General features: G+C 36.5%; 22 protein-coding genes. 15 read left to right on the forward strand and 7 right to left on the reverse strand.

What is annotated here, in order from left to right; genetic code table 11:
- Positions 1-52: 52 nt before the first annotated feature.
- On the forward strand, positions 53-766 hold the full coding sequence (locus tag H6W53_RS12555) for a biotin--[acetyl-CoA-carboxylase] ligase (RefSeq protein WP_185207261.1): 714 nt from the start codon (positions 53-55) through the stop codon (positions 764-766).
- On the opposite strand, the gene H6W53_RS12560 is transcribed toward H6W53_RS12555, so the two are convergent.
- The 4 genes from H6W53_RS12560 to H6W53_RS12575 are packed head-to-tail and all read right to left on the reverse strand — an operon-like array spanning position 760 to position 4,125.
- On the reverse strand, positions 760-1,872 hold the full coding sequence (locus tag H6W53_RS12560) for an LptF/LptG family permease (RefSeq protein ID WP_185207264.1): 1,113 nt from the start codon (positions 1,870-1,872) through the stop codon (positions 760-762). The two genes, H6W53_RS12555 and H6W53_RS12560, sit on opposite strands and share 7 nt — an antisense overlap.
- A 22-nt stretch (positions 1,873-1,894) precedes the next feature.
- Complete coding sequence (tgt, locus tag H6W53_RS12565; protein ID WP_076391557.1) at positions 1,895-3,028, reverse strand: tRNA guanosine(34) transglycosylase Tgt; 1,134 nt, start codon at positions 3,026-3,028, stop codon at positions 1,895-1,897.
- Between the two features lie 6 nt (positions 3,029-3,034).
- Positions 3,035-3,412, reverse strand: coding sequence for a DUF4296 domain-containing protein (locus H6W53_RS12570; protein ID WP_087708625.1), 378 nt, complete (start codon positions 3,410-3,412; stop codon positions 3,035-3,037).
- Positions 3,409-4,125 carry a polyprenol monophosphomannose synthase gene (locus tag H6W53_RS12575; RefSeq protein WP_087708623.1) on the reverse strand — a complete coding sequence of 239 codons (717 nt, stop codon included), beginning with the start codon at positions 4,123-4,125 and terminating at the stop codon, positions 3,409-3,411. The genes H6W53_RS12570 and H6W53_RS12575 overlap by 4 nt, the downstream gene beginning before the upstream one ends.
- 75 nt (positions 4,126-4,200) lie before the next feature.
- Here H6W53_RS12575 and H6W53_RS12580 point away from each other — a divergent pair, with 75 nt between their 5' ends.
- The 14 genes from H6W53_RS12580 to fabF all read left to right on the forward strand — a co-directional run bounded on the left by H6W53_RS12580 (position 4,201) and on the right by fabF (position 19,086).
- Complete coding sequence (locus H6W53_RS12580) at positions 4,201-4,869, forward strand: DUF4271 domain-containing protein (protein ID WP_185207266.1); 669 nt, start codon at positions 4,201-4,203, stop codon at positions 4,867-4,869.
- A gap of 12 nt (positions 4,870-4,881) precedes the next feature.
- Entirely contained in the window at positions 4,882-5,622 is a 741-nt protein-coding gene (locus H6W53_RS12585; protein WP_076391975.1) for a uroporphyrinogen-III synthase, read from the forward strand.
- Positions 5,623-5,710: 88 nt separating this feature from the next.
- A complete protein-coding gene (locus H6W53_RS12590) occupies positions 5,711-7,756 on the forward strand; it encodes a S9 family peptidase (RefSeq protein WP_185207268.1) in 2,046 nt (681 codons plus the stop codon).
- Between the two features lie 57 nt (positions 7,757-7,813).
- Positions 7,814-8,155, forward strand: coding sequence for a hypothetical protein (locus H6W53_RS12595; RefSeq protein ID WP_185207270.1), 342 nt, complete (start codon positions 7,814-7,816; stop codon positions 8,153-8,155).
- A gap of 211 nt (positions 8,156-8,366) precedes the next feature.
- Positions 8,367-9,914, forward strand: a complete 1,548-nt coding sequence (locus H6W53_RS12600; protein WP_116099430.1) for a sensor histidine kinase — start codon at positions 8,367-8,369, stop codon at positions 9,912-9,914.
- Positions 9,915-9,999: 85 nt separating this feature from the next.
- A complete protein-coding gene (locus H6W53_RS12605; RefSeq protein WP_027380477.1) occupies positions 10,000-10,686 on the forward strand; it encodes a response regulator transcription factor in 687 nt (228 codons plus the stop codon).
- Positions 10,687-10,754: 68 nt separating this feature from the next.
- Complete coding sequence (locus H6W53_RS12610) at positions 10,755-11,396, forward strand: hypothetical protein (RefSeq protein ID WP_185207273.1); 642 nt, start codon at positions 10,755-10,757, stop codon at positions 11,394-11,396.
- Positions 11,397-11,454: 58 nt separating this feature from the next.
- Positions 11,455-11,787 (forward strand): hypothetical protein, encoded by a 333-nt coding sequence (locus H6W53_RS12615; protein ID WP_228457796.1) that lies wholly within the window; start codon positions 11,455-11,457, stop codon positions 11,785-11,787.
- 110 nt (positions 11,788-11,897) lie between these two features.
- On the forward strand, positions 11,898-14,585 hold the full coding sequence (locus H6W53_RS12620; RefSeq protein ID WP_185207278.1) for a TonB-dependent receptor domain-containing protein: 2,688 nt from the start codon (positions 11,898-11,900) through the stop codon (positions 14,583-14,585).
- 308 nt (positions 14,586-14,893) lie between these two features.
- Positions 14,894-15,760: a helix-turn-helix domain-containing protein gene (locus H6W53_RS12625; protein WP_185207280.1), complete on the forward strand. Its 867-nt coding sequence runs from the start codon at positions 14,894-14,896 to the stop codon at positions 15,758-15,760.
- Positions 15,761-15,838: 78 nt separating this feature from the next.
- Positions 15,839-16,258 (forward strand): OsmC family protein, encoded by a 420-nt coding sequence (locus H6W53_RS12630; RefSeq protein ID WP_076391534.1) that lies wholly within the window; start codon positions 15,839-15,841, stop codon positions 16,256-16,258.
- 549 nt (positions 16,259-16,807) lie between these two features.
- Positions 16,808-17,413, forward strand: a complete 606-nt coding sequence (locus H6W53_RS12635; RefSeq protein ID WP_185207282.1) for a TetR/AcrR family transcriptional regulator — start codon at positions 16,808-16,810, stop codon at positions 17,411-17,413.
- Between the two features lie 5 nt (positions 17,414-17,418).
- Complete coding sequence (locus H6W53_RS12640) at positions 17,419-17,844, forward strand: PaaI family thioesterase (protein WP_185207285.1); 426 nt, start codon at positions 17,419-17,421, stop codon at positions 17,842-17,844.
- Positions 17,845-19,086, forward strand: a complete 1,242-nt coding sequence (fabF, locus tag H6W53_RS12645) for a beta-ketoacyl-ACP synthase II (protein WP_185207287.1) — start codon at positions 17,845-17,847, stop codon at positions 19,084-19,086.
- 175 nt (positions 19,087-19,261) lie between these two features.
- Here the strand turns inward: fabF and H6W53_RS12650 are convergent, their stop codons facing one another.
- From H6W53_RS12650 to msrB, 3 genes are all read right to left on the reverse strand, one after another.
- Positions 19,262-20,020: a murein L,D-transpeptidase catalytic domain family protein gene (locus H6W53_RS12650; protein WP_185207289.1), complete on the reverse strand. Its 759-nt coding sequence runs from the start codon at positions 20,018-20,020 to the stop codon at positions 19,262-19,264.
- Between the two features lie 105 nt (positions 20,021-20,125).
- Positions 20,126-20,524, reverse strand: coding sequence for a hypothetical protein (locus H6W53_RS12655; protein ID WP_185207291.1), 399 nt, complete (start codon positions 20,522-20,524; stop codon positions 20,126-20,128).
- 18 nt (positions 20,525-20,542) lie between these two features.
- Positions 20,543-20,986, reverse strand: a complete 444-nt coding sequence (gene msrB, locus H6W53_RS12660) for a peptide-methionine (R)-S-oxide reductase MsrB (RefSeq protein ID WP_185207294.1) — start codon at positions 20,984-20,986, stop codon at positions 20,543-20,545.
- Positions 20,987-20,989 lie beyond the last annotated feature (3 nt).

The raw sequence follows: 20,989 nt of genomic DNA on the forward strand, positions 1-20,989 counted from the left end.
TCTTTTACTTTAGCCTTATTTTTAGCCTTTTAAAGTCTTAAAGTTTTCTTAAATGAGTGCACTGTTTTATCTGAAAGAATGTTCTTCTACTAATGACGAAATATCTAAGTTTTTACTTTACGGAGATTCAGATTTTATTGCAGTTCATACTTTCAATCAGACGAAAGGTCGCGGACAGTACGGAAATACATGGTCTTCAACGGCTGAAAAAAATTTGGCGTATACTCTTGCTGTAAAGACTGAACACTTTACAGTCTCGGATTTTATGTTCAATTATTATACCGCAATTGCAATACGGGATTTCCTTGCCAATTTGACTGACTGTGACGTGAAAATAAAATGGCCGAATGATATGATTCTTAAAAATAAAAAAATCGTCGGAATTCTGATTGAAAAGAAAAAAATCAACCAAAATAATTATTTCCTCATCGGAGCCGGATTCAATATTTTGCAGGAAAAATTTGAAATTTCCAATGCAGGATCGCTTTTAACACAGACCGGAAGAAATTTTAACCTGAATGATTTTACTTTACAACTTCATGATTTTTTAATCGAAAAACTGAAAAATATTCCTTCGGAAGAGGAAATTCTCAAGCTTTTCAACACAAACCTGTTCCGCAAAGACGAAATATCTGTTTTCGAAATTGAAAAAACACGCCAAAATGGCATCATCAAAAAGGCTGACGAAAAAGGTGAACTCTGGATTGATCTTGAAAATGACGGACTACAGTCTTTCTATCACAAAGAGGTAAAATTACTTTACTGATTGGCTCTTTTAATGTAAAGAAAAGCAGCAAGCGGTAAAAAGATCATATTGGGAAGCCACATCGCCAAAGCCGGCGAAATACTTTTATTTTCCGAAACCACTTTTAAAGCTTCAAAGGAAAATACGAAAACAAAGGCTAAAGAAATACCCAGAGCTAAGTTAATCCCCAATCCGCCTCGTTTTTTCTGCGAAGAAAGTGAGAGCGCCAGAAAGGTAAGAATAACGATAGAAAAAGGCATTGAGGTTCTCTGATGAAGCTCGTTTAAGTGCGCATTTAAGTTACTGTTTCCCTTTTCGGTTTCTCTTTTAATAAATTTTATCAGTTCCGGTGTTGTTTTATTCTGCCCTAAAAGTTCATTAGGGAAAAGTTCTTCCGGATCATGACCGTATTTTTTCTTCAGATCGAAACCGCTGGATAATTTCTCTGTATCATCTTTGTTGATGGTTTTTTCCGTATAGGAATTCAGTACAAATTCTTTTTTGTCTTTATCCCACGAAACATCAGAAGCCTTTAGCTCGTACTTCATTCTTCTGTCCTTATCGAACTTCTGATAGACGAATCCCGAACCTCTTTTGTCTTTTTTATTCCATGAATTGATAAAGATATATTCGGTTTTGCTTAATTGCGCAGAAACCGGAGCTGTCCCTAAAACTTTCTCTTTATTGGTTGCATTGTAGGTATAGGCTTCAAGCTGGTTTTTCTGAATATTCGCCCACGGAAGCAGAAAATGATTGATTCCCAACGATAAAACAGCGATAAACAATGACGTAAGCAAATAAGGTCTTGCAAACCTGTGAAAACTCGCTCCACTGCTGATGACGGCAACAATCTCGGTATTGTTTGCCATTCTTGAGGTGAAATAAATCACCGAAATAAAGACGAGAATCGAGAGGAACGTCATCACCAGATTCACGATCCAGAAAGGATAAAAGTGAATCAGGAAATAGGTAACGTTAAGTTTCGGGTCTAATGCCGTTGCATTTTCAATTCTTGGAATTTTCTGCTGAACATCTATCACCAAAACAACAATAGACAGCAATATCAGCATGAAACTGAATGTTCCAAGGTATTTTCTAACGATATATCGGTCTATTATTTTAAGCATTTTACTGCGTTTTTATTTTTAATTATAATCTCTGACGAAGAATTGGAACCACCGAATTTTTCCACTGGTAAAAATCTCCTGCCATAATATGTTCTCTTGCCACTTTTACCAGATCCAGATAAAAGGCTAAATTATGAATGGAAGCAATCTGTTTTGCCAGATATTCTTTAGAAACAAACAAATGTCTTACATACGCTTTAGAATATTCTCTGTCTACGAAACTTGTTCCAAATTCGTCCAGAGGCGAAAAATCTTTCTTCCACTTTTCGTTTTTCATATTCATCACCCCTTTCCATGTGAAAAGCATTGCGTTTCTGGCATTTCTTGTCGGCATCACACAATCCATCATATCGATTCCCAAACCGATGGATTCCAGAATATTCCACGGAGTTCCCACTCCCATTAAATATCTCGGTTTTTCTTTTGGCAGAATATCGGTAACCTCATCCGTAATTCTGTACATCTCCTCTTCAGGTTCGCCTACGGAAAGACCGCCGATTGCATTTCCTTCAGCTCCGGCTTCAGCAATAACTTCTGCGGAAATTTTTCTTAAATCTGAAAAAGTAGATCCCTGAACAATGGGGAAAAGTCTTTGCTTGTGACCGTACAACTCAGGATTGTTTTCCGTCCATTCAATACATCTTTTTAACCAACGGTGTGTAAGTTCCATTGATGTTTTTGCCTGATTGTATTCGCACGGATACGCCACACATTCATCAAAAGCCATAAAAATATCGGCTCCGATCTGTCTCTGGATCTCCATCGATTTTTCGGGAGAAAACATATGGTAACTTCCGTCGATGTGAGATTTGAATCGGGCTCCTTCTTCAGACATTTTTCTGCTGCTTGCCAGTGAAAATACCTGAAAGCCTCCCGAATCCGTAAGAATCGGCAGATCCCAGTTCATGAATTTATGCAAACCTCCTGCTTCCTGCATGACTTCCATTCCCGGACGAAGGTATAAATGATAGGTGTTCCCCAGAATAATCTGGGCTTTGATATCTTCTTTTAATTCTCTCTGATGAACTGTTTTTACACTTGCAACGGTTCCTACAGGCATAAAAATAGGCGTCTGAATTGTCCCGTGATCTGTGGTAAGTTCTCCGGCCCTCGCCTTCCCCTCAGAGGTTTTTTCTATATTAAAAAACTTTTGCATCTTAAATTATCTCGATAAAGCAGGAGGATTCTGAAGATTTCCTGTTTTATTTTTTTTATCCTTTACATACTGATCCGCTTTCGGATCTTTCTCTAATATTATTTTCTGGGCATCATCTGCGATACCGCTCATCTGTTCCTTTACTACATAATATTTGAAGCTTTCCACAAAATCCTGAGATTTTACGTTGTGCGTTTTCAGGATATATCTTGTTCCTGCCTCCAGATTCGTGTTGGGATACATGAAAGTCGCCTGATCGTTGATTGAAAGATCAGCCATAATTTCTGCCATCTGATCTTTCGGGATCAGATTTTTAGGCTTATCGATGTAGTCTCCGCATGAAAACAGACACATCAGAACGAAAATGAAGATCAGCTTTTTCATAATCTGTTGATGATGGATTTCCATTTTAAATTTAAAACTCCAAAAACCGCTTCATGAATGATACCGCCATTCATTTTGCTTTCTCCCAGAATTCTGTTTGTAAAAATAATAGGAACTTCTACAATTCTGAATCCTTTTTTAAAAGCCCTGAATTTCATTTCGATCTGAAATCCGTATCCTTTTAATTTTACGTTGTCCAAACCAATTTCTTCCAGCACCTTTCTTGAAAAGCAGACAAAACCTGCCGTGGTATCATGAATCGGAAGTCCTAAAACAAACCGTACATATTTTGAAGCGAAATAAGACAGCAAAACACGTCCCATTGGCCAGTTTACCACATTTACTCCTTTGGAATACCGGGAACCGATTGCCATATCTGCGTTTAAACAGGCTTCATACAGTTTAGGAAGATCATTCGGGTTGTGAGAAAAATCGGCATCCATTTCGAAAATATAGTCATACTTGTTTTCGATTGCCCATTTAAAACCATGAATGTATGCTTTTCCCAAACCATCTTTCACTTTTCGTACCGAAAGATGAAGATAGTGCGGGAATTTTTTCTGCAAATCCTTCACCAGATCCGCCGTTCCATCAGGAGACGAGTCATCCACTACCAAAATATGAAAGTCATCTTCCAATGCAAAAACTGCGGAAATAATATTTTCAATATTTTCCTTTTCGTTGTAAGTCGGAATTATGACCAGTTTTTTCATTTCAGTTTGCAAAGATAGTTTATTTAACCTTTTTATTTTATACAAAATAATCTATAATTTTGCAAAAAAATTCCGTTGCCGTTATCACAAACATTTATAAATCATGTAAGAATACCTGAAAATAACGATTGGGTAATCTTTATATTGCTGGGCTGTATCTTTTTATACCTTTTTATGATGAACGTTGTAGAAAGAGAAGCCAACCTGAAAGACTTTCTGCTTCAAAAATATTTTGATGCCAGTAACAACCTTCCGAGCTGGGTAATCACCTCCTGCGTTATTACACTTACGCTTTCGGTTCTGATCTCACAGTATATTCCTGTTGTTCCTAAATTTGTTGCTGATCTTCAGGTTTTGGGATATCAGCTTAATAAATTCGGGTTCTGTTTAATTGCAGTTATTCTTTTTTATGCAGTAAAATCAACTTTAGGATTTTTATTTTTCCAAAGCATTGGTGACGGAAAAAAATGGACTGTTTTTTATTTTACCTCTACAAAATTTTATTTTATCCTGTCTTTTTTGTTAATAATTTTATGTGTAAGCCACTATTATTTCCCGATCGACAGAAATAAAATGTTTTTATATTACATTTTCTTTTTCTCTTTTGTATTCATTTTCAAGGTGTTTTTCTATTTATTTCATAAGAACAACATTTTACCCGAGAAATGGTATTATAAATTTTTGTATATTTGCACGCTCCAAATCGCACCCGTTTTGTTGCTTTGGAAACTATTGTTTTTTTAATAACTGTCAATGATGAGAATAAAGTCTATATTGGTTTCTCAACCAGCGCCAAGTGAGTCGTCTCCGTACCTGGAAATTGCAAAGAAGGAAAAGATAAAGATTGATTTCCGCCCTTTCATCCACGTCGAAGGAGTTGACAATAAAGAGCTTAGAACACAAAAGATCGATCTTACACAATATACCGGAATTATTTTCACGAGTAAAAATGCGATCGACCATTACTTCAGATTAGCTGAAGAGCTTCGTTTTTCGGTTCCTGATACGATGAGATACATCTGTCAGTCGGAAGCCATTGCGAATTATCTTCAAAAGCATATTGTATACAGAAAAAGAAAGATCAGCTTCGGGGAAAAGAATTTCTCGGACCTTCTTCCACTGTTTAAAAAATTCCCGAGCGAAAAATATCTTTTGCCCTCATCAGATGTTTTAAGTCCGGATATTACCAAAACAATGGAGGCTTCTAATGTAGACTGGAAAAGAGCGATCATGTACAGAACGGTTTGCAGCGATCTTACAGACATCAATGTAAAAGATTATGATATGCTGATCTTCTTCAGTCCGCAGGGAATAAAGTCTTTACAGCAGAATTTTCCGGATTTCAAACAGGAAGAAACAAAAATCGGCGTTTTTGGCGCAACCACTTCAGCAGCAGCAGAAGAAGCAGGGCTGAAAGTAGATTTAATGGCTCCTACAAAGGAAACTCCGTCCATGACGATGGCTTTGGAAAAGTATATTAAAGCACTACACAAGTAAGTTTTAATACAAAAATATACAGGAACCGTCTTTTCTTACCGGAAAGATGGTTTTTTTTTAACTAAATTTGAACAAGAATTAATATTGAATGGAAGCTCCAAAGGCAAAAAAAATAGAAAAAATACTTGAAACACACGGTGATAAAAGGATTGACCCCTATTTCTGGCTCAACGAAAGAGAAAATCCGGAAGTGATACAATATCTTGAAGAAGAAAATGCGTATGCAGATTTCATCATGAAAGATACAGAACCTTTTCAGGAGGAACTTTTTGAGGAAATGAAAGCCCGCTATAAAAAAGACGATGAATCTTTACCTTATTTCTTTAACGAATACTGGTATATCGTTCGTTATGAAGAGGGAAAAGAATATCCTATTTTCTGCAGAAAATATCAAAGTCTCGAAAACGAAGAAGAAATTATTCTGGACGTTAATATTTTGGCAGAAGGTGAAAGTTATTTTGAAGTCGGAAATGTTGCTGTTTCTCCAAACAACCAATTGGCTTCATTTTCAACGGACAATGTGAGCCGAAGAATCTACACCATTAAATTTAAAAATTTACAGAACGGAGAAATTCTTCCTGATAAAATTGAAAACACTACAGGAAAAGCAGTCTGGGCAAATGATAACGAGCATATTTTCTACATCAGAAAAGATGAAAGTTTAAGAGCTTTTCAGGTGTACAGACACAAACTGGGGACAGATTCTTCAGATGATGTGCTGATTTTCCATGAAAAAGATGATACATTCGACGTTAATGTTTTCAAAACCAAATCTCTGGAATATATTTTCATTGCCAGTTCGAGTACCATTTCGGATGAGCACAGATTTATTCCTTCGGATAACGTTTTCGCAGACTGGACGATTATTCAGCCAAGAATAGATGATCTGGAATATTCGGTTGAACATTATGAAGACGAATTCTACATTATTACCAACGCAGACGATGCCTTCAATTTTAAAATTGTAAAGACAAAGATCGATAACTGCGGAATGGAAAACTGGGTGGATGTCATTCCGCACCGTCCGGAAGTTCTGCTGGAGGGTTTTGAGATCTTTAAAAACTATCTGGTTCTTGAGGAAAGAGAACAAGGTCTGTTACAGATTAAAATTATTGACGAAAAAACGCAGGAATCGCATTATCTGCCTTTTTCAGATCCTACTTATACCGCTTACATCGGAGTAAATCTGGAATTTGATACGGAAGTTCTACGTTACGGCTACACTTCTCTTACACAGCCAAGTTCCACCTACGAATATAATATGAAAGAAAAAACCACAAAGCTTCTGAAACAACAGGAAGTTTTGGGCGGAAAATTCTTTGCCGAAAATTATATTTCCGAAAGAATCTGGGCAGATTCCAGAGACGGAGAAGCCAAAGTTCCTATTTCTCTGGTTTACCATAAAGACACCCCAAAATCTGCGGATACGCCTTTACTTTTATATGGTTATGGAAGTTACGGACACACTGTTGATGCAAGTTTTTCGAACGTGAGACTTTCTATATTAGACAGAGGTTTTATTTACGCAATTGCCCACATCCGAGGCGGAGAATATCTGGGAAGAGAATGGTATGAAGACGGAAAAATGCTGTTTAAGAAAAATACATTTTTCGATTTTATTGATGCCGGAAAATTCTTAATTAAAGAAAATTATACTTCTTCAAAGCACTTGTACGCCATGGGCGGAAGCGCAGGAGGACTATTGGTGGGAGCGGTAATGAATTATGAACCTTCACTGTTTAACGGAATTGTAGCACAGGTTCCTTTTGTGGACGTTGTAACGACCATGCTGGACGAAACCATCCCTTTAACAACCGGAGAATACGACGAATGGGGAAATCCGAATGACGAAGAATATTATCATTATATGAAAGAATATTCGCCGTACGATAATGTGGAAGCTAAAGATTACCCAAATCTTTTGATTACCACCGGATTGCACGATTCGCAGGTACAATATTGGGAGCCTGCAAAATGGACGGCAAAACTGAGAGAACTGAAAACGGATAACAATATCCTGATTTTCAAAACAGATATGAGTGCAGGACACGGCGGAGCGAGCGGAAGATTTGAATCTTTGAAAGAAGATGCTCTGGAATATGCTTTCCTGATGAAACTGGAAGGTAAAATATAGGGATTATGTTTATTTTCCCAAAAAAACAGAATAAACAATAAAAAGAATTGATATATAATGAACGAAGCGGAACTATGGCAAAAAATAGAGCAATTCTTTATTGAAAATTTCGATACGGAAAAAAATGCTCCGATAGAAACCTACCTTTTTCTGATCGGACTTCAGGAACTGGGAAGTGGACAGCAAAAATATACAAAAGACGACAAGGTAAACCTAATCCACATTGCAGTGTGCAGATTACTGGAGCCTTTCGGATATTATAAATTTTCGCATTACGATGAGGACGGATATCCACACTTTGATAAACTGGAAGATCTTCCGGAACTGAAACCGAATGAGCAGCAGCTTTTGATGAAGAAAGCAATTATTCAGTATTTTCAGGACGAGGAAATACTTTAGCAATAAAAAAAAAGGAAAGTACATTTTACTTTCCTTTTTTATTTTAATGCACAGCGGTTGTTATAATAAAAAATTAAAAATTTATAAAAAAATGTTAAATAACGTGTTTTTAAGAAAAATTACACAATTTTATGGCGCGTTTTTTGTTTATCAAGTCATAAAATAATTAATTTTAACACTCATTATTTCAAAAACGATTAAAATAAAGTAAATGAATAATAAGTTCATCCCAATAATTTCGGTGTTTATGACAATTTCACTGATTGTCTTTGTTACGCTCCAGTTTTATTGGCTGAAAAATTATTACGGTGCACTGGAACAGGAGTTTTCCAATAAAGTGTATTCCGCATTGGAAAGTACTTCCAAAAACATGGAAGAAATTGAAGTAGATAAATATTTAAATATTGACAATAAAGATTTCAGAAACAATATTTTAGCAAACAGCGATCAGCCTACGTTAACGACGATTCAGCAGGTAGAAGATTCCGGAACGCAGAGACAGATCATTTACTCTAAAAATATTATTGAAAAAAGTCAGCTTCCGATTTCCAAACAGGGAGATTCCATCAAGCTTACAAAATTATATTCTGACGAAGCTGCTTATAAAATAAAAAGAGATACGACTAATCGTGAAATCCTTACCGCAGACATTAATCAGGATCTGGAGAACGGAGATTATGCGATGAAGGAATATGCGAAGATCATAGGAAATAATTTACCGATCAGCAAAAGAGTTGATGCAAAAATTTTAGATTCTGTTATTACCAAAGAATTAAAAATCAGAGGAATCAGCGCGAAATTTGGCTATGGAATTATTGATAAGAATAATAATCTTACCAAAGTTTTTAATAAAGATTATAAGGAGAAAAAAGACAACAATACGTATAGTTATCCGCTTTTTACAGATCAGAAAGAAAGAACGCTTTACAGTCTCGCTCTGGTATTTCCAAAGAAAGATTATTCTTTAGCCATGAACAACTGGCCGATGCTTTTGGGAACTTTTCTTTCACTTCTTACCATTTTGGGAATTTATATTATTTCCATTAATTATATGATGAGGCAGAAAAAACTGGCGGAAGTGAAAACGGATTTTATCAACAATATGTCTCATGAGTTTAAAACTCCTTTGGCGACGATTTCCGTGGCAACAGATTCTTTGGCGAATGATAAGATTGCAACCAATCCGGAAAAGGTAAAATACTATTCAGAACTGATTAAGCAGGAAAATCTGAGGATGAAAAAGCAGGTGGAAAACGTTCTTAATATGTCTAAACTTGAGCGTAATGAAGTGAAATTATTCCTGAAAGAAACCAATGTAAGAGAACTCATCAGAAGAACGGCAGAATCTTTCAGCCTTATTGTAAAACAAAGAAATGGCACGCTGAGAGAGGAATTTAATGCAACGAATTATAATTTTAAAATTGATGAATTCCACATCTCGAATATGCTGGTAAACCTTTTGGACAACGCCAATAAATATTCGCCGGAAACGCCTGAAATCTCTATTAAAACAAGAAATGAAGGGCATTTTTATGTAATTGAAGTTTCAGATAAAGGAATGGGAATGGAAACCCAGAATAAAACAAAAATTTTCGAAAAATTCTTCAGGGAAGAAACCGGAAATATTCATAATGTAAAAGGACAGGGTTTAGGACTTTCCTATGTTAAAAAAATCGTGGAACTGCATAAAGGACAGATTATTGTGGATTCACAAAAAGGAAAAGGAAGTACATTTACGATTAAGCTTCCGATGGCGTAGATAAAAATTTAACCAATAAACAAATATTAGAAAAGAGGAGAATGACTTGTTCATTCAAAATTATTAACGATTAATAGTTAAAACTATGAGCAACAGAATATTATTAGTAGAAGACGACCAGAGTTTTGGGGCAGTGCTGAAGGATTATTTAACGATAAATAACTTCGAAGTTACTCTTGCTACAGACGGAGAACAGGGATTGAAAGAATTTACAGAAAACGAATTCGATATCTGTATTTTCGACGTGATGATGCCTAAAAAAGACGGTTTTTCATTAGCAGAAGACGTAAAAAAAATAGATAAAAATACACCGATCATTTTCTTAACTGCAAGAAATATGAGAGAGGATATCTTAAAAGGGTATCAGTTGGGAGCAGATGATTACATCACAAAACCATTTGATACCGAGCTTCTTTTATATAAAATTAAAGCAATTCTTCAGAGAAGTTCCACGTTGGAAAATGAAGAGCAGGAACAGTTCAAGATTAGCAATATTTTCTTTGATTCTATGCTGAGACAACTGAGAGTTGGCGACAACGAATACAAGCTTTCTCCAAAAGAAAACGAACTGTTGAAGCTTCTTTGCATCCACAGAAACGATTTCATGCCGAGAGACTTAGCGTTGAGAAAGATCTGGAAAAAAGAAAACTATTTTACGGCAAGAAGTATGGACGTTTATATTGCTAAGCTTCGTAAGCTTTTGAAAGACGACGAAGGACTGGAAATCATCAACGTACACGGAGAAGGATTCAGGCTTTTGGTTAAGAATTAATTCTAAAATATCACTATTATTATAAAATTGGCAAAGCATTTAAAAATGTTTTGCTAATTTTGTTTTATATGAAAAATACATTGTTAGGCATACTTGCCATTTCTATATTTACTGTATCGTGTAAGAAGGATGAGAGAGCTACTTATCTTAAAGAAGAAACCGGAGTTCAGCAGGCTCCTGTAGCGGTTAATCAGGCTCCTAAAGCTTCTATTCTGGATCAGGCGGGAATTAAAACAACAACAGGATCGGGAACTTCCACCGTTACTTCTCCCGGAATGAATCCGCCACACGGTCAACCCGGCCACAGATGCGATATCCCGGTCGGACAGCCATTAAATTCTGCTCCTGCACAACATCAACAGGGAACTCAGAATGTTGCGGTAAATGCTCCGCAGGGACAGACCATTCAGATAGATCCGAATTCTTTACAACCCGGAAAATTTGCCGTAGACCAAAGCGGAAAAGCAAAAACCGTTAAAACTCCGAAAGGAATGAATCCACCTCACGGAGAACCGGGACACCGATGTGATATTCCGGTAGGACAACCTTTAAACAGCAAACCGGCTCCGGTTCAGCAGCCTGTACAGCAGAATATGGCACAAAACGCTCCGGCTCCGACACCGGCTCCAACAGGTCCGAAACCGGCGGTAAATCCTCCGCATGGAGAGCCTTGGCATGATTGTGCGAAAAAAGTTGGAGAGCCATTGTAAGAAATTTTGTATTTTTGTAGTAATGAAACTTTTTCAGATCATCTTAATCATTTTCTGCTTGGGAATTTTTTTAGTTCCTAAAGACAGCTTCTATGCACAGAATATGCAGGAAAACTGTTGCAAAAAAGATGCTGAAATGAGCTGCTGTAAAAAAGATCATTCTCAAAGTTCCGAAAACAATCATCACAAAAAAGAACAGAAATCAAATTGTAACGACGATTGCTGTTCAACGTGTTTAGCCTGTTATACTTTTATAGAAACTCCTTTTTCAAAGAGTTTACAGTTAGAATATTCGTATTACAAATCGAATAAAAATTCACAGTTCGAATATTCTGATCCTTTTCTTTCAAGCCGTTTAAAAGAAATCTGGCAGCCGCCAAAAATAGCTTAATTAAAAATAATGTTACTAAACATCGGTTGACCGGCATCACAATGACTGGTTATCGACCTGATGTTTACATTGCTGCATTCAAGCTTTAATTAATCTAAATTTTAAACAAAATGAAATTATATATTTCCAGGATTATTCTTGGTGTATTCTTACTATCCATACAATGTATTTTTGCCCAGAATCTTTCTAAAAACCAGTTCAAAGTAAAAGGAAACTGTGAGATGTGCAAAGAAAGAATCGAAAATACTGCTAAAAAAGCAGGCGCAAAAACAGCAACCTATTCAATTGATTTACAGACATTAACTATTGAAACAGACAACAATGCTTCTTCTGATGAAATCTTAAAAAAAGTCGCCGAAGCAGGTCATGACAATGAAAAATTCAAAGCCTCTGCTGAAACGTATGAAGCTCTTCCGGGATGTTGTCATTACAACCGAGACTTACAGCCACAAACTAGTGATAATCATAAAATTCATACTAAAAAAGAGACTGAGTTTTATGTGAAAGGCAATTGCGAATCCTGCAAAGCAAGAATTGAAAAAGCGGCAAAAGATGCAGGAGCAGATTCCGCAGAATGGAATGCCGAAAGACAAATTGTAACGCTGAATTTTGATTCGAATAAAACATCTTCAGACAAAATTTTAAAGAAAATAGCGGAAGTTGGTCATGATAACGAGAAGTATAAATCCAGCGACAGCACGTATAAAAATCTGCCTTCATGCTGCCTTTACGATAGAGAAATTCCTTTTGGAGAAGCAAATCCGAAAGTTCATGCTGAAGAAGGAAATCCTTCGGAACACACAGACCACAATGATCATAACACAGCGGGTGAAAATCACGGCAGTCATGAAAAAAATATTGAAGGCGTTACGGTAAACGGATCAAAAGCAGCAACGTCTTTAAACAAAAAAGAAGCAGGACTTATTTTTAATATTGATAAAAAAGAACTCCTGAAAGCAGCCTGCTGTAACCTTTCTGAAAGTTTTGAAACTAACGCAACGGTTGATGTTTCTTTCAGCAATGCGGTTACAGGAACAAAGCAACTGAAAATGTTAGGTTTAGACCAAAAATATACAAGCTTAACAAAAGAATTACTTCCCGAAATCCGCGGATTGGCTTCCGCTTACGGACTGAGTTTCATTCCCGGACGATGGATTGAAAGTATTCAGCTTACCAAAGGCGGAAGTACCGTAACGAACGGTTATGAAAGCATTACAGGACAAATAAATACAGAACTTCTGAAAAATGCTGAAAAGCCGGAAACTTCACTGAATTTATTTTCAGATTTTAACGGAAGAGCAGAAGCCAATATCACCAGTGTTTCGCCCATTAATGAAAAATGGTCGCAGACATTTTTGCTGCACGGAAACGGAACTTTTGGAGATACCGATATGAATGATGACGGATTTCTGGACAGACCGAAAGGAACACAGTTAAACGCAGCTTATTTATTGAATTACAACGATTTGGAGAACTCAGGATTGGGTTCGCATTTTGGAATTAATTTCATCAAAGACGAAAGAACTTCGGGACAGATCGGGTTTGACAAAAAAGTGCCACAGGAAAAGCAATCGCTGTACGGAGTTGGAATTGATATCTCCAGATTTCAGGTTTGGAATAAAACAGGATATGTTTTTAAAGGAAAACCCTACCAAAGTCTGGGCTGGATGAACCAGTACACTTTTCATCAGCAGGACAGCTTTTTCGGACTGAGAAATTATTCCGGAAAGCAGCAGACGTATTATTCCAATTTAATTTTTGAAAGCATTTTGGGAAACACCAATCATAAATACAAAGCCGGAGCGAGCTTCATGTATGATGGATATGACGAAACATACTTAACCTCAACCATTAAAAGAAACGAAATTGTTCCGGGAGCTTTTGCGGAATATACTTTAACGGGTTTAAAATACACCTTAGTTGCAGGAGCGAGAGTAGATTTTCATAATCTTGCCGGAACGCAGTTCACGCCGAGACTGAATTTTAAATATGATTTTACACCGCAGACGATTTTGAGGCTTTCCGCAGGAAGAGGGTTCAGAACAGCCAATATTTTTGCCGAAAGTCAGCAGTATTTTGCATCTGGCCGATCCATTCAGGTATTGCAGAACGGAGGGAATATTTACGGTTTAAGACCTGAAATTGCCTGGAATTACGGAGCCAGTTTACAGCAGGAATTCAAACTTTTCGGGAGAAAATCTACTGTTGTTGCTGATTTTTTCAGAACAGATTTTCAGAATCAGGTGATGGTGGATCTGGATCGGTCTCCTCAACAATTGACTTTCTATAATCTTGACGGAAAGTCTTTCGCCAATTCTTTCCAGACTCAGTGGGATTTCATTCCTTTCAAAAATTTTGAGGTGAGACTGGCTTACAAATATTACGATGTTCAGGCAGATTATCTGGATGGAAGACGTGAAGTTCCTTTCATGGCGAAACACAGAGGTTTTGTAAATCTTGCCTACTCTACCAACAAAAACACCAAAGGTGGATTCTGGAGTTTCGACACCACACTGAATGCAGTCGGAAAACAGAGGCTTCCCAATACTTCATCGAATCCTGCGGAATTTCAGCTTCCTTCCTATTCCGAATCCTATGCGGTTTTAAATGCACAGATTTCAAGGAATTTCAATAAGAAAATCAGGGCGTATTTAGGAGGAGAAAATTTAACTTCCTATTATCAGAAAAATGCCATTGTTGATGTTAAAAATCCTTTCGGAAATTATTTTGACGGCGGAATGGTGTATGCTCCAATCATGAAAGCTAATTTTTATGTGGGACTGGATGTTACTTTTTAAGTTTTAGAGTTGGAGGGTTCTAGCGTTAGTGAGTTGGAGTCGTGAGCCAAAAACCAGAATTAAAATTATTTGCAATTAGTTTAAACCATTAAGATTTCTGTTAAGGAGTTTAGAATATTAAGATAAGCTTCGCTTTTTAGTTTTATCCTTATTAAAATCAATTTGATTTTCTAAACTAAACTTAACTACTTAAATCCTCTTAATGGTTCAGAAAATTCAGCAATCAAGTTTATATTATTAAGCATGGTTTCAACAATTTAATAGTGTTGGAATCATGCTTTTTTGTACATTTATAGGAAAGCAAAAGGATGTCGCAAACACTTATCTTTGAAGACCAGTACAAGAAACTGGGATTCGAAACTTTTTCCAAAAACAATCTGCACGATTTTAAAGACAACAAGTACAAATCTGAAATTAAAATTTTCTATCTTCCTGCAGGATATAACCTGTCTGTAGATTTCAGTAATTATAAAACAGAAAGTCCTGCCTTATTCTTTCTGACGAATCAGCATCTGCAAATTGAAAAAGGAAGCGGCGAATCGCATCTGATCTATTACAACCGTGATTTTTACTGCATTCAGATTCATGATAAGGAAGTCGCCTGCGACGGACTGCTTTTTCATAATGTGTTTGAAATTCCTTTTGTTGAACTGGATGCAGAAGAAAATTCTGCAATTCAACATTTACTTCAAAGCATCAGAAACGAACTGGAATGGAAAGATTCTTCCGCAGAGGAAATGATCCGAACCTACATTAAACAAATTATCATCCGCGCCACCAGAAAATGGAAAAAGCAGAATCTGAATAATGATGAAATAAAAATTCCGGCGCACGAACTGGATATTTTCAGAGATTTCAGCCGTTTGCTTGAAGTTTATTTTCGGGAAAAACATAATGTGGCTGATTATGCAGAACTGCTTCATATTTCTCCAAAGACACTCACGCATAAATTCAAGAATTTAAATCTGGAATCTCCTAACCAGTTTATCATCGGCAGAATTTTACTGGAAGCCAAAAGACTTTTATTTTATACCGATAAACCGGTGAAAGAAATTGCCTACGATCTGGGCTACGAAGATCCTGCTTATTTCAACCGTCTTTTCACGCAAAAAATCGGAAGTACCCCTGCAAATTTCAAAAAAAATTATATCTCGGGAAAAAAGTACAATAGTTAGTTCTTTTTGTGTATTTATCTGGAACGAAATCTGCAATACCTTTGTCACATCAAAATAACAATATTAAAACAAAACATTATGAGACGTAACGCAACAGCCGTTTGGAACGGAACCATTAAAGAAGGAAAAGGACATCTTACCACACAAAGCACCACTTTAAACCAGACTCAGTATTCATTTAACAGCCGATTTGAAGACGGAGTGGGAACAAATCCTGAAGAATTATTAGCAGCGGCCCACGCAGGATGTTTCACCATGAAATTAAGCGCAGAACTTTCTCAGGCAGGCTATACTCCGGAAGAATTAACGACAAAATCTGTTATTACTTTGGACCCGAGCGCAGGAAAAATTACAAAATCTGAATTGACATTAACAGCTAAAGTTCCCGGAATTTCAGAAGAAGAATTCCAGAAATATGCAAAAATTGCGGAAGAAGGCTGTCCGGTAAGTGCAGCATTCAACTTCGAAATTACTTTGGAAGCGACTTTGGCTAACTAAGAGTTTGAACGATTAAGATTTTAGTTAAGAAGTTAAGACTATTAAGCTCTTCACGTAAATTATTTAAAATCTTAATATCATGAATAGGAACGGGCTTCAGCCCGTTTTTTCATTAAAAGAACAAATCAAAAGGCTTTAGCCAAAACTTAAAAAACTGAAGATTCAACTTAATTAACCTCAGTTCAGGATAAGAAATAAATTTAAACAATTGATTTATAGAATTATATTAATTTATCGCAAAGAAAAACAAAATATTTTTTTTACTTATTGAAAGTTTGTAAGCTAAACAAAGGCACTTCGTTTATTTAAAAAAGACGAAAATGGTATTACTTTGATCAATTTTACGCCTTTGTATATCTTAAAAGGTGAATTCCTGATAATTGAATCTCTTTGTTTAACCTTGCGGTTAAGAAGACTTATCCCGAACTCAGGTTAATCTAACCTTTTTATAGGAAATTTAATGGTTTGATATAGATGGATATATTTAATCTCATTACAAAATATACCAATCGGTATATTTTTTATATATTTGCATCAATTCAACAGAAAATGTCAAAAGCAGAAAAGACAAAACAATTCATCATCGAGAAAACCGCAGCTTTGTTCAATACCAAAGGGTATAATTCTACATCACTTTCCGACATTACACAGGCAACTGGTTTAACCAAAGGAAGTATTTACGGAAATTTCGAAAACAGGGATGAAGTAGCTCTAAAAGTATATCAGTTCAACGCAGGTGTTCTGAAAAAAAATCTGCAAAGGTCTTTTGGTGAAGAATATCCTACCATGACTTCAAAATTATATGCTTTTATCGCATTTTACAGAAAAAACTGGAAAATAGTCTTCCAAAACGGCGGCTGTCCGCTAATGAATGCAGCGACAGAATGTATTGACTCCTTTCCGGAACTTAGAAAGAAAGTACGGCATTCTTTTGAGGACTGGATAAAAACCATCTCAAACATTATCGTTGAAGGGCAAAAAAGCGGAGAATTCAAGCCTGAAATTAACGCTGAAGAATTTGCCTCTTTATTGGTGATGATGATTGAAGGCGGAATTCTTTTATCCAAAACCACAGAAGACGAAAAATATCTCAATCTCGCTTTAGACAGGATTTTAGAGGTTATCGACAAAGAAATTAAACAAAATATCTCATAATTCATATGGATAAATTACAAATCATAAAATCATTCATCGGAAAAGAGTTTACAGCATCTCCTTCCCCATTTATGAAATGGCTGAATCCCGTTGTTCTTTCGGCAGAAGAAGGACAATTGGAGTTCCAGTACAAAGTAAGGCAGGAATGGCTGAATCCGATGGGAAATCTCCACGGCGGAGTTACCGCAGCTATTTTTGACGATGTTATCGGAGCCACTATGTTCTCTTTAAACGAAAAAAACTTTATCGTAACCATAAATAACAGCATCGATTATTTTTCAACAGCAAAAGAAAATGATAATATTGTAGCTGAAACGAAAATCCTCAAAAGAGGAAAGCAGTTTGTAAACGCAGAGTGCGAAATCTGGAATGTAGATAAAACGCGCTTAATTGCAAGAGGAACCTCTAATCTATTCAAAATCAGTAACTAAATGAAAAGAGTTGTCATTACAGGACTTGGCGCAGTAACGCCTTTAGGAAATAATGTTGAAGAATTCTGGAACAACAGCATCAACGGCATAAGCGGAGCCAACAAAATTACCCACTTCGATACAGAAAAATTTAAAGTTCATTTTGCCTGTGAAGTTAAAAATTTTGATCCGAAAGTCCATTTAACACATAATGAAATCAAAAGAAGCGATCTTTTTTCACAATACGCAATGTATTCCACAGCAGAAGCTTTAAAAGATTCCGGATTAGAGCTTGAAAAAATGGATCCTTTCGACACCGGCGTAATTTGGGGAACCGGACAGGGCGGAATGTGGACGTTCGAAAGTGAAGTGATGGAGTTTACCAAAGGAGACGGAACGCCAAGATTCAATCCTTTCTTCGTACCTAAATTTATTGCCAACATGGCTTCGGGAATGATTTCAATGAAATTCGGACTTCAGGGAATCAATTATACAACCATTTCAGCGTGTGCAACCGGAAATACTGCTTTGATGGATGCTTTTAACTACATCAGATTAGGAAAAGCCAAAGTGATTGTGAGTGGTGGTTCTGAAGCCGCAATTACTCCAGCCTCAGTCGGTGGTTTCTCTATTATGAAAGCCATGTCTACAAGAAATGATGATTTTTCCACCGCAAGCCGCCCTTATGATGCAGAACGAGACGGCTTTGTGATGGGAGAAGGCGCAGGAGCCTTAATTCTTGAGGAATACGAGCACGCTAAAGCAAGAGGCGCAAAAATTTACGCAGAATTGGTGGGAGCAGCAATGACAGCCGATGCGTATCACATGACAGCACCTCATCCCGATGGAGTCGGAGCCATTAAAGCGATGCAACTGGCTTTACATGAAGCAGGAATCAACACAGAAGATATTGATTATGTTAATCCTCATGCCACTTCTACTCCAATGGGAGATTTGGTAGAATTAAACGGAATCAATAAATTATTTAAAGGAAGTAAAAATCTTGACATCAGTGCTACAAAATCCATGACGGGACATTTGCTGGGAGCTGCCGGAGCTGCGGAAGCCATTCTTTCAATCAAAGCAATAGAAAACGGAATTATTCCGCCAACCATTAATCTTCACAATATTGATGAAAACATCCCGAAAGACCTGAATATTGTTTTTGGAGGAGCGAAAGAAAAGAACATCAATTATGCTTTAAGTAATGCTTTTGGTTTCGGAGGACACAATGCCACGTTGATTTTTAAGAAGTTTTCTTAAGCTTTTTGAATAAATCTCTGGAAGATTGAGCAGATAAAACAATTCTGTATCATCCGCTCTTAATCAACGAAAAATAGTAATTTAATAGATTCTTCCCTCGTCAGAATGACAAACGTGCAGGAAATGTTTAATTTAATAGAAATAAAAAAAGCAGTCAAATTCGACTGCTTTTCTGTTATGCTTTCAACCACTCCGATTTGGATAGGTAATTCTGATCAGGATAATAAATAAAAAGAAGATTTCTTCCTTTAATGGTATTAATGATCGGTTTTGTTAAATCTCTCGGAACGGCGGGACAACCCCAACTTCTGCCGATTCTTTTGTGCATGGCGGCAAATTCTTCGCTTACATAATCTGCGCCGTGCATAACGATGGCTCTTCTGTAGGCTGCATCATTAAATCCTTTGTCCATTCCAAGTAGTCTAAGAGAATAGCCGTTGTCGCCGTCGTACGTTGCATCCGTGATATAAAATCCTAAGCTGCTCTGCAACGAACTTTCCGTGTTAGAAAAATTCGTAGCAAATTCTTCACCTGTATTTTTTCCGTGAGCTACTAATGAATTAAACAATACTTTTTTCTCATTCATGTCAATTACCCAAAGTCTTTTCGTGTTCGAAGACATAGAAAAATCGCATACCGTAAGTAAATGCGAATCTTCGTTAAGCAAACCTGCTTTCTTCATATTTTCAAAACCTGTTACTGCTTTGAAAAAAACCTCCTCATTAAGTTCGTGTCCCTGCTCGAAAACAATAGATTTGTATAATTCTTCTGATGAACTTACTGCTGTTGCCGCAGGTTTCTCAGATTTCGTGTCGGCTAATCTTACAATTTTTTTTGTACTGATTTCATTCTTTTCGACTGCCTTTTTTGGAGACAAATAGAATGAAGTAGTAACGATGTAAGCTGCACCTAATAAGCTATACAATGCTTTCATTCACTATTTCACTATTATGTTAAATCCAATTGAGTCAGCAAATGTATAAAACATAATTAGGGTAAGCGCAATAACTCCACAAAGTTTAACGCAATTTAAGAAATTTTAACTACCAGATAATGAGCTACTTCTTATTTTATTATATAGATATTCAATCTCATCCCAATATTCTTCATTGATGTCTTTATATACCATATAAACCCATTCAACAGCCAGTAAATCTAAAGGTTTTTTTGATTCTATCCACTCTATAATACTATTTATAGTTATCCTTTCATCAAACGCAAACCATTCGCCTGCAGGATGCAGCAAATTTGAAAAAAGTACAGGAAAAACTTCATACTTATTAATTTTTTTCACCTCATCAAAAGTATACGAGCTTTGGGATATTGTGGTAGCTATATATTTTAAATGAAAATCCTGTTTTAATTCCGTATCCAAATACAGATCAGATAATGCAATCCAAATAGGTTTCCGTTCATCAAAATTAATAACTTCTTTCATAGCTCATCATAATTAATATTATTTTTCAGGATCTGCAACAAATTCCAGACTTATGGAATTCATACAGTAGCGTAATCCTGTTGGTTGAGGACCATCATCGAAAACATGTCCTAAGTGGGAATCGCATCTTTTACAGAGTACTTCTACCCTTTCCATTCCATAGGTAGTATCTCTTTTGTAATACACTCCTTCTTTATCTGCTTCAAAAAAACTTGGCCAGCCGCAACTGCTAGAAAATTTCGAAGTGGAACGGAATAAATGGTTTCCGCACACCGCACAGTAATATTCTCCCAATTCATCAAATTCATTGTATTTTCCGGTGAATGGTCTTTCCGTTGAGGCTTCTCTGGCAATGGCATATAAATCCGGAGACAGGATTTTTCTCCATTCTTCATTGGAAATATCGAGTTTTGAAGTATCTGTTCTGGAGTAGTATGGATTGTTTTTTGCTTGGTTTTCCATAGA

Origin of the sequence: Chryseobacterium sp. C3, from assembly GCF_014218905.1 — a bacterium.
Taxonomy (GTDB): domain Bacteria; phylum Bacteroidota; class Bacteroidia; order Flavobacteriales; family Weeksellaceae; genus Chryseobacterium; species Chryseobacterium mucoviscidosis.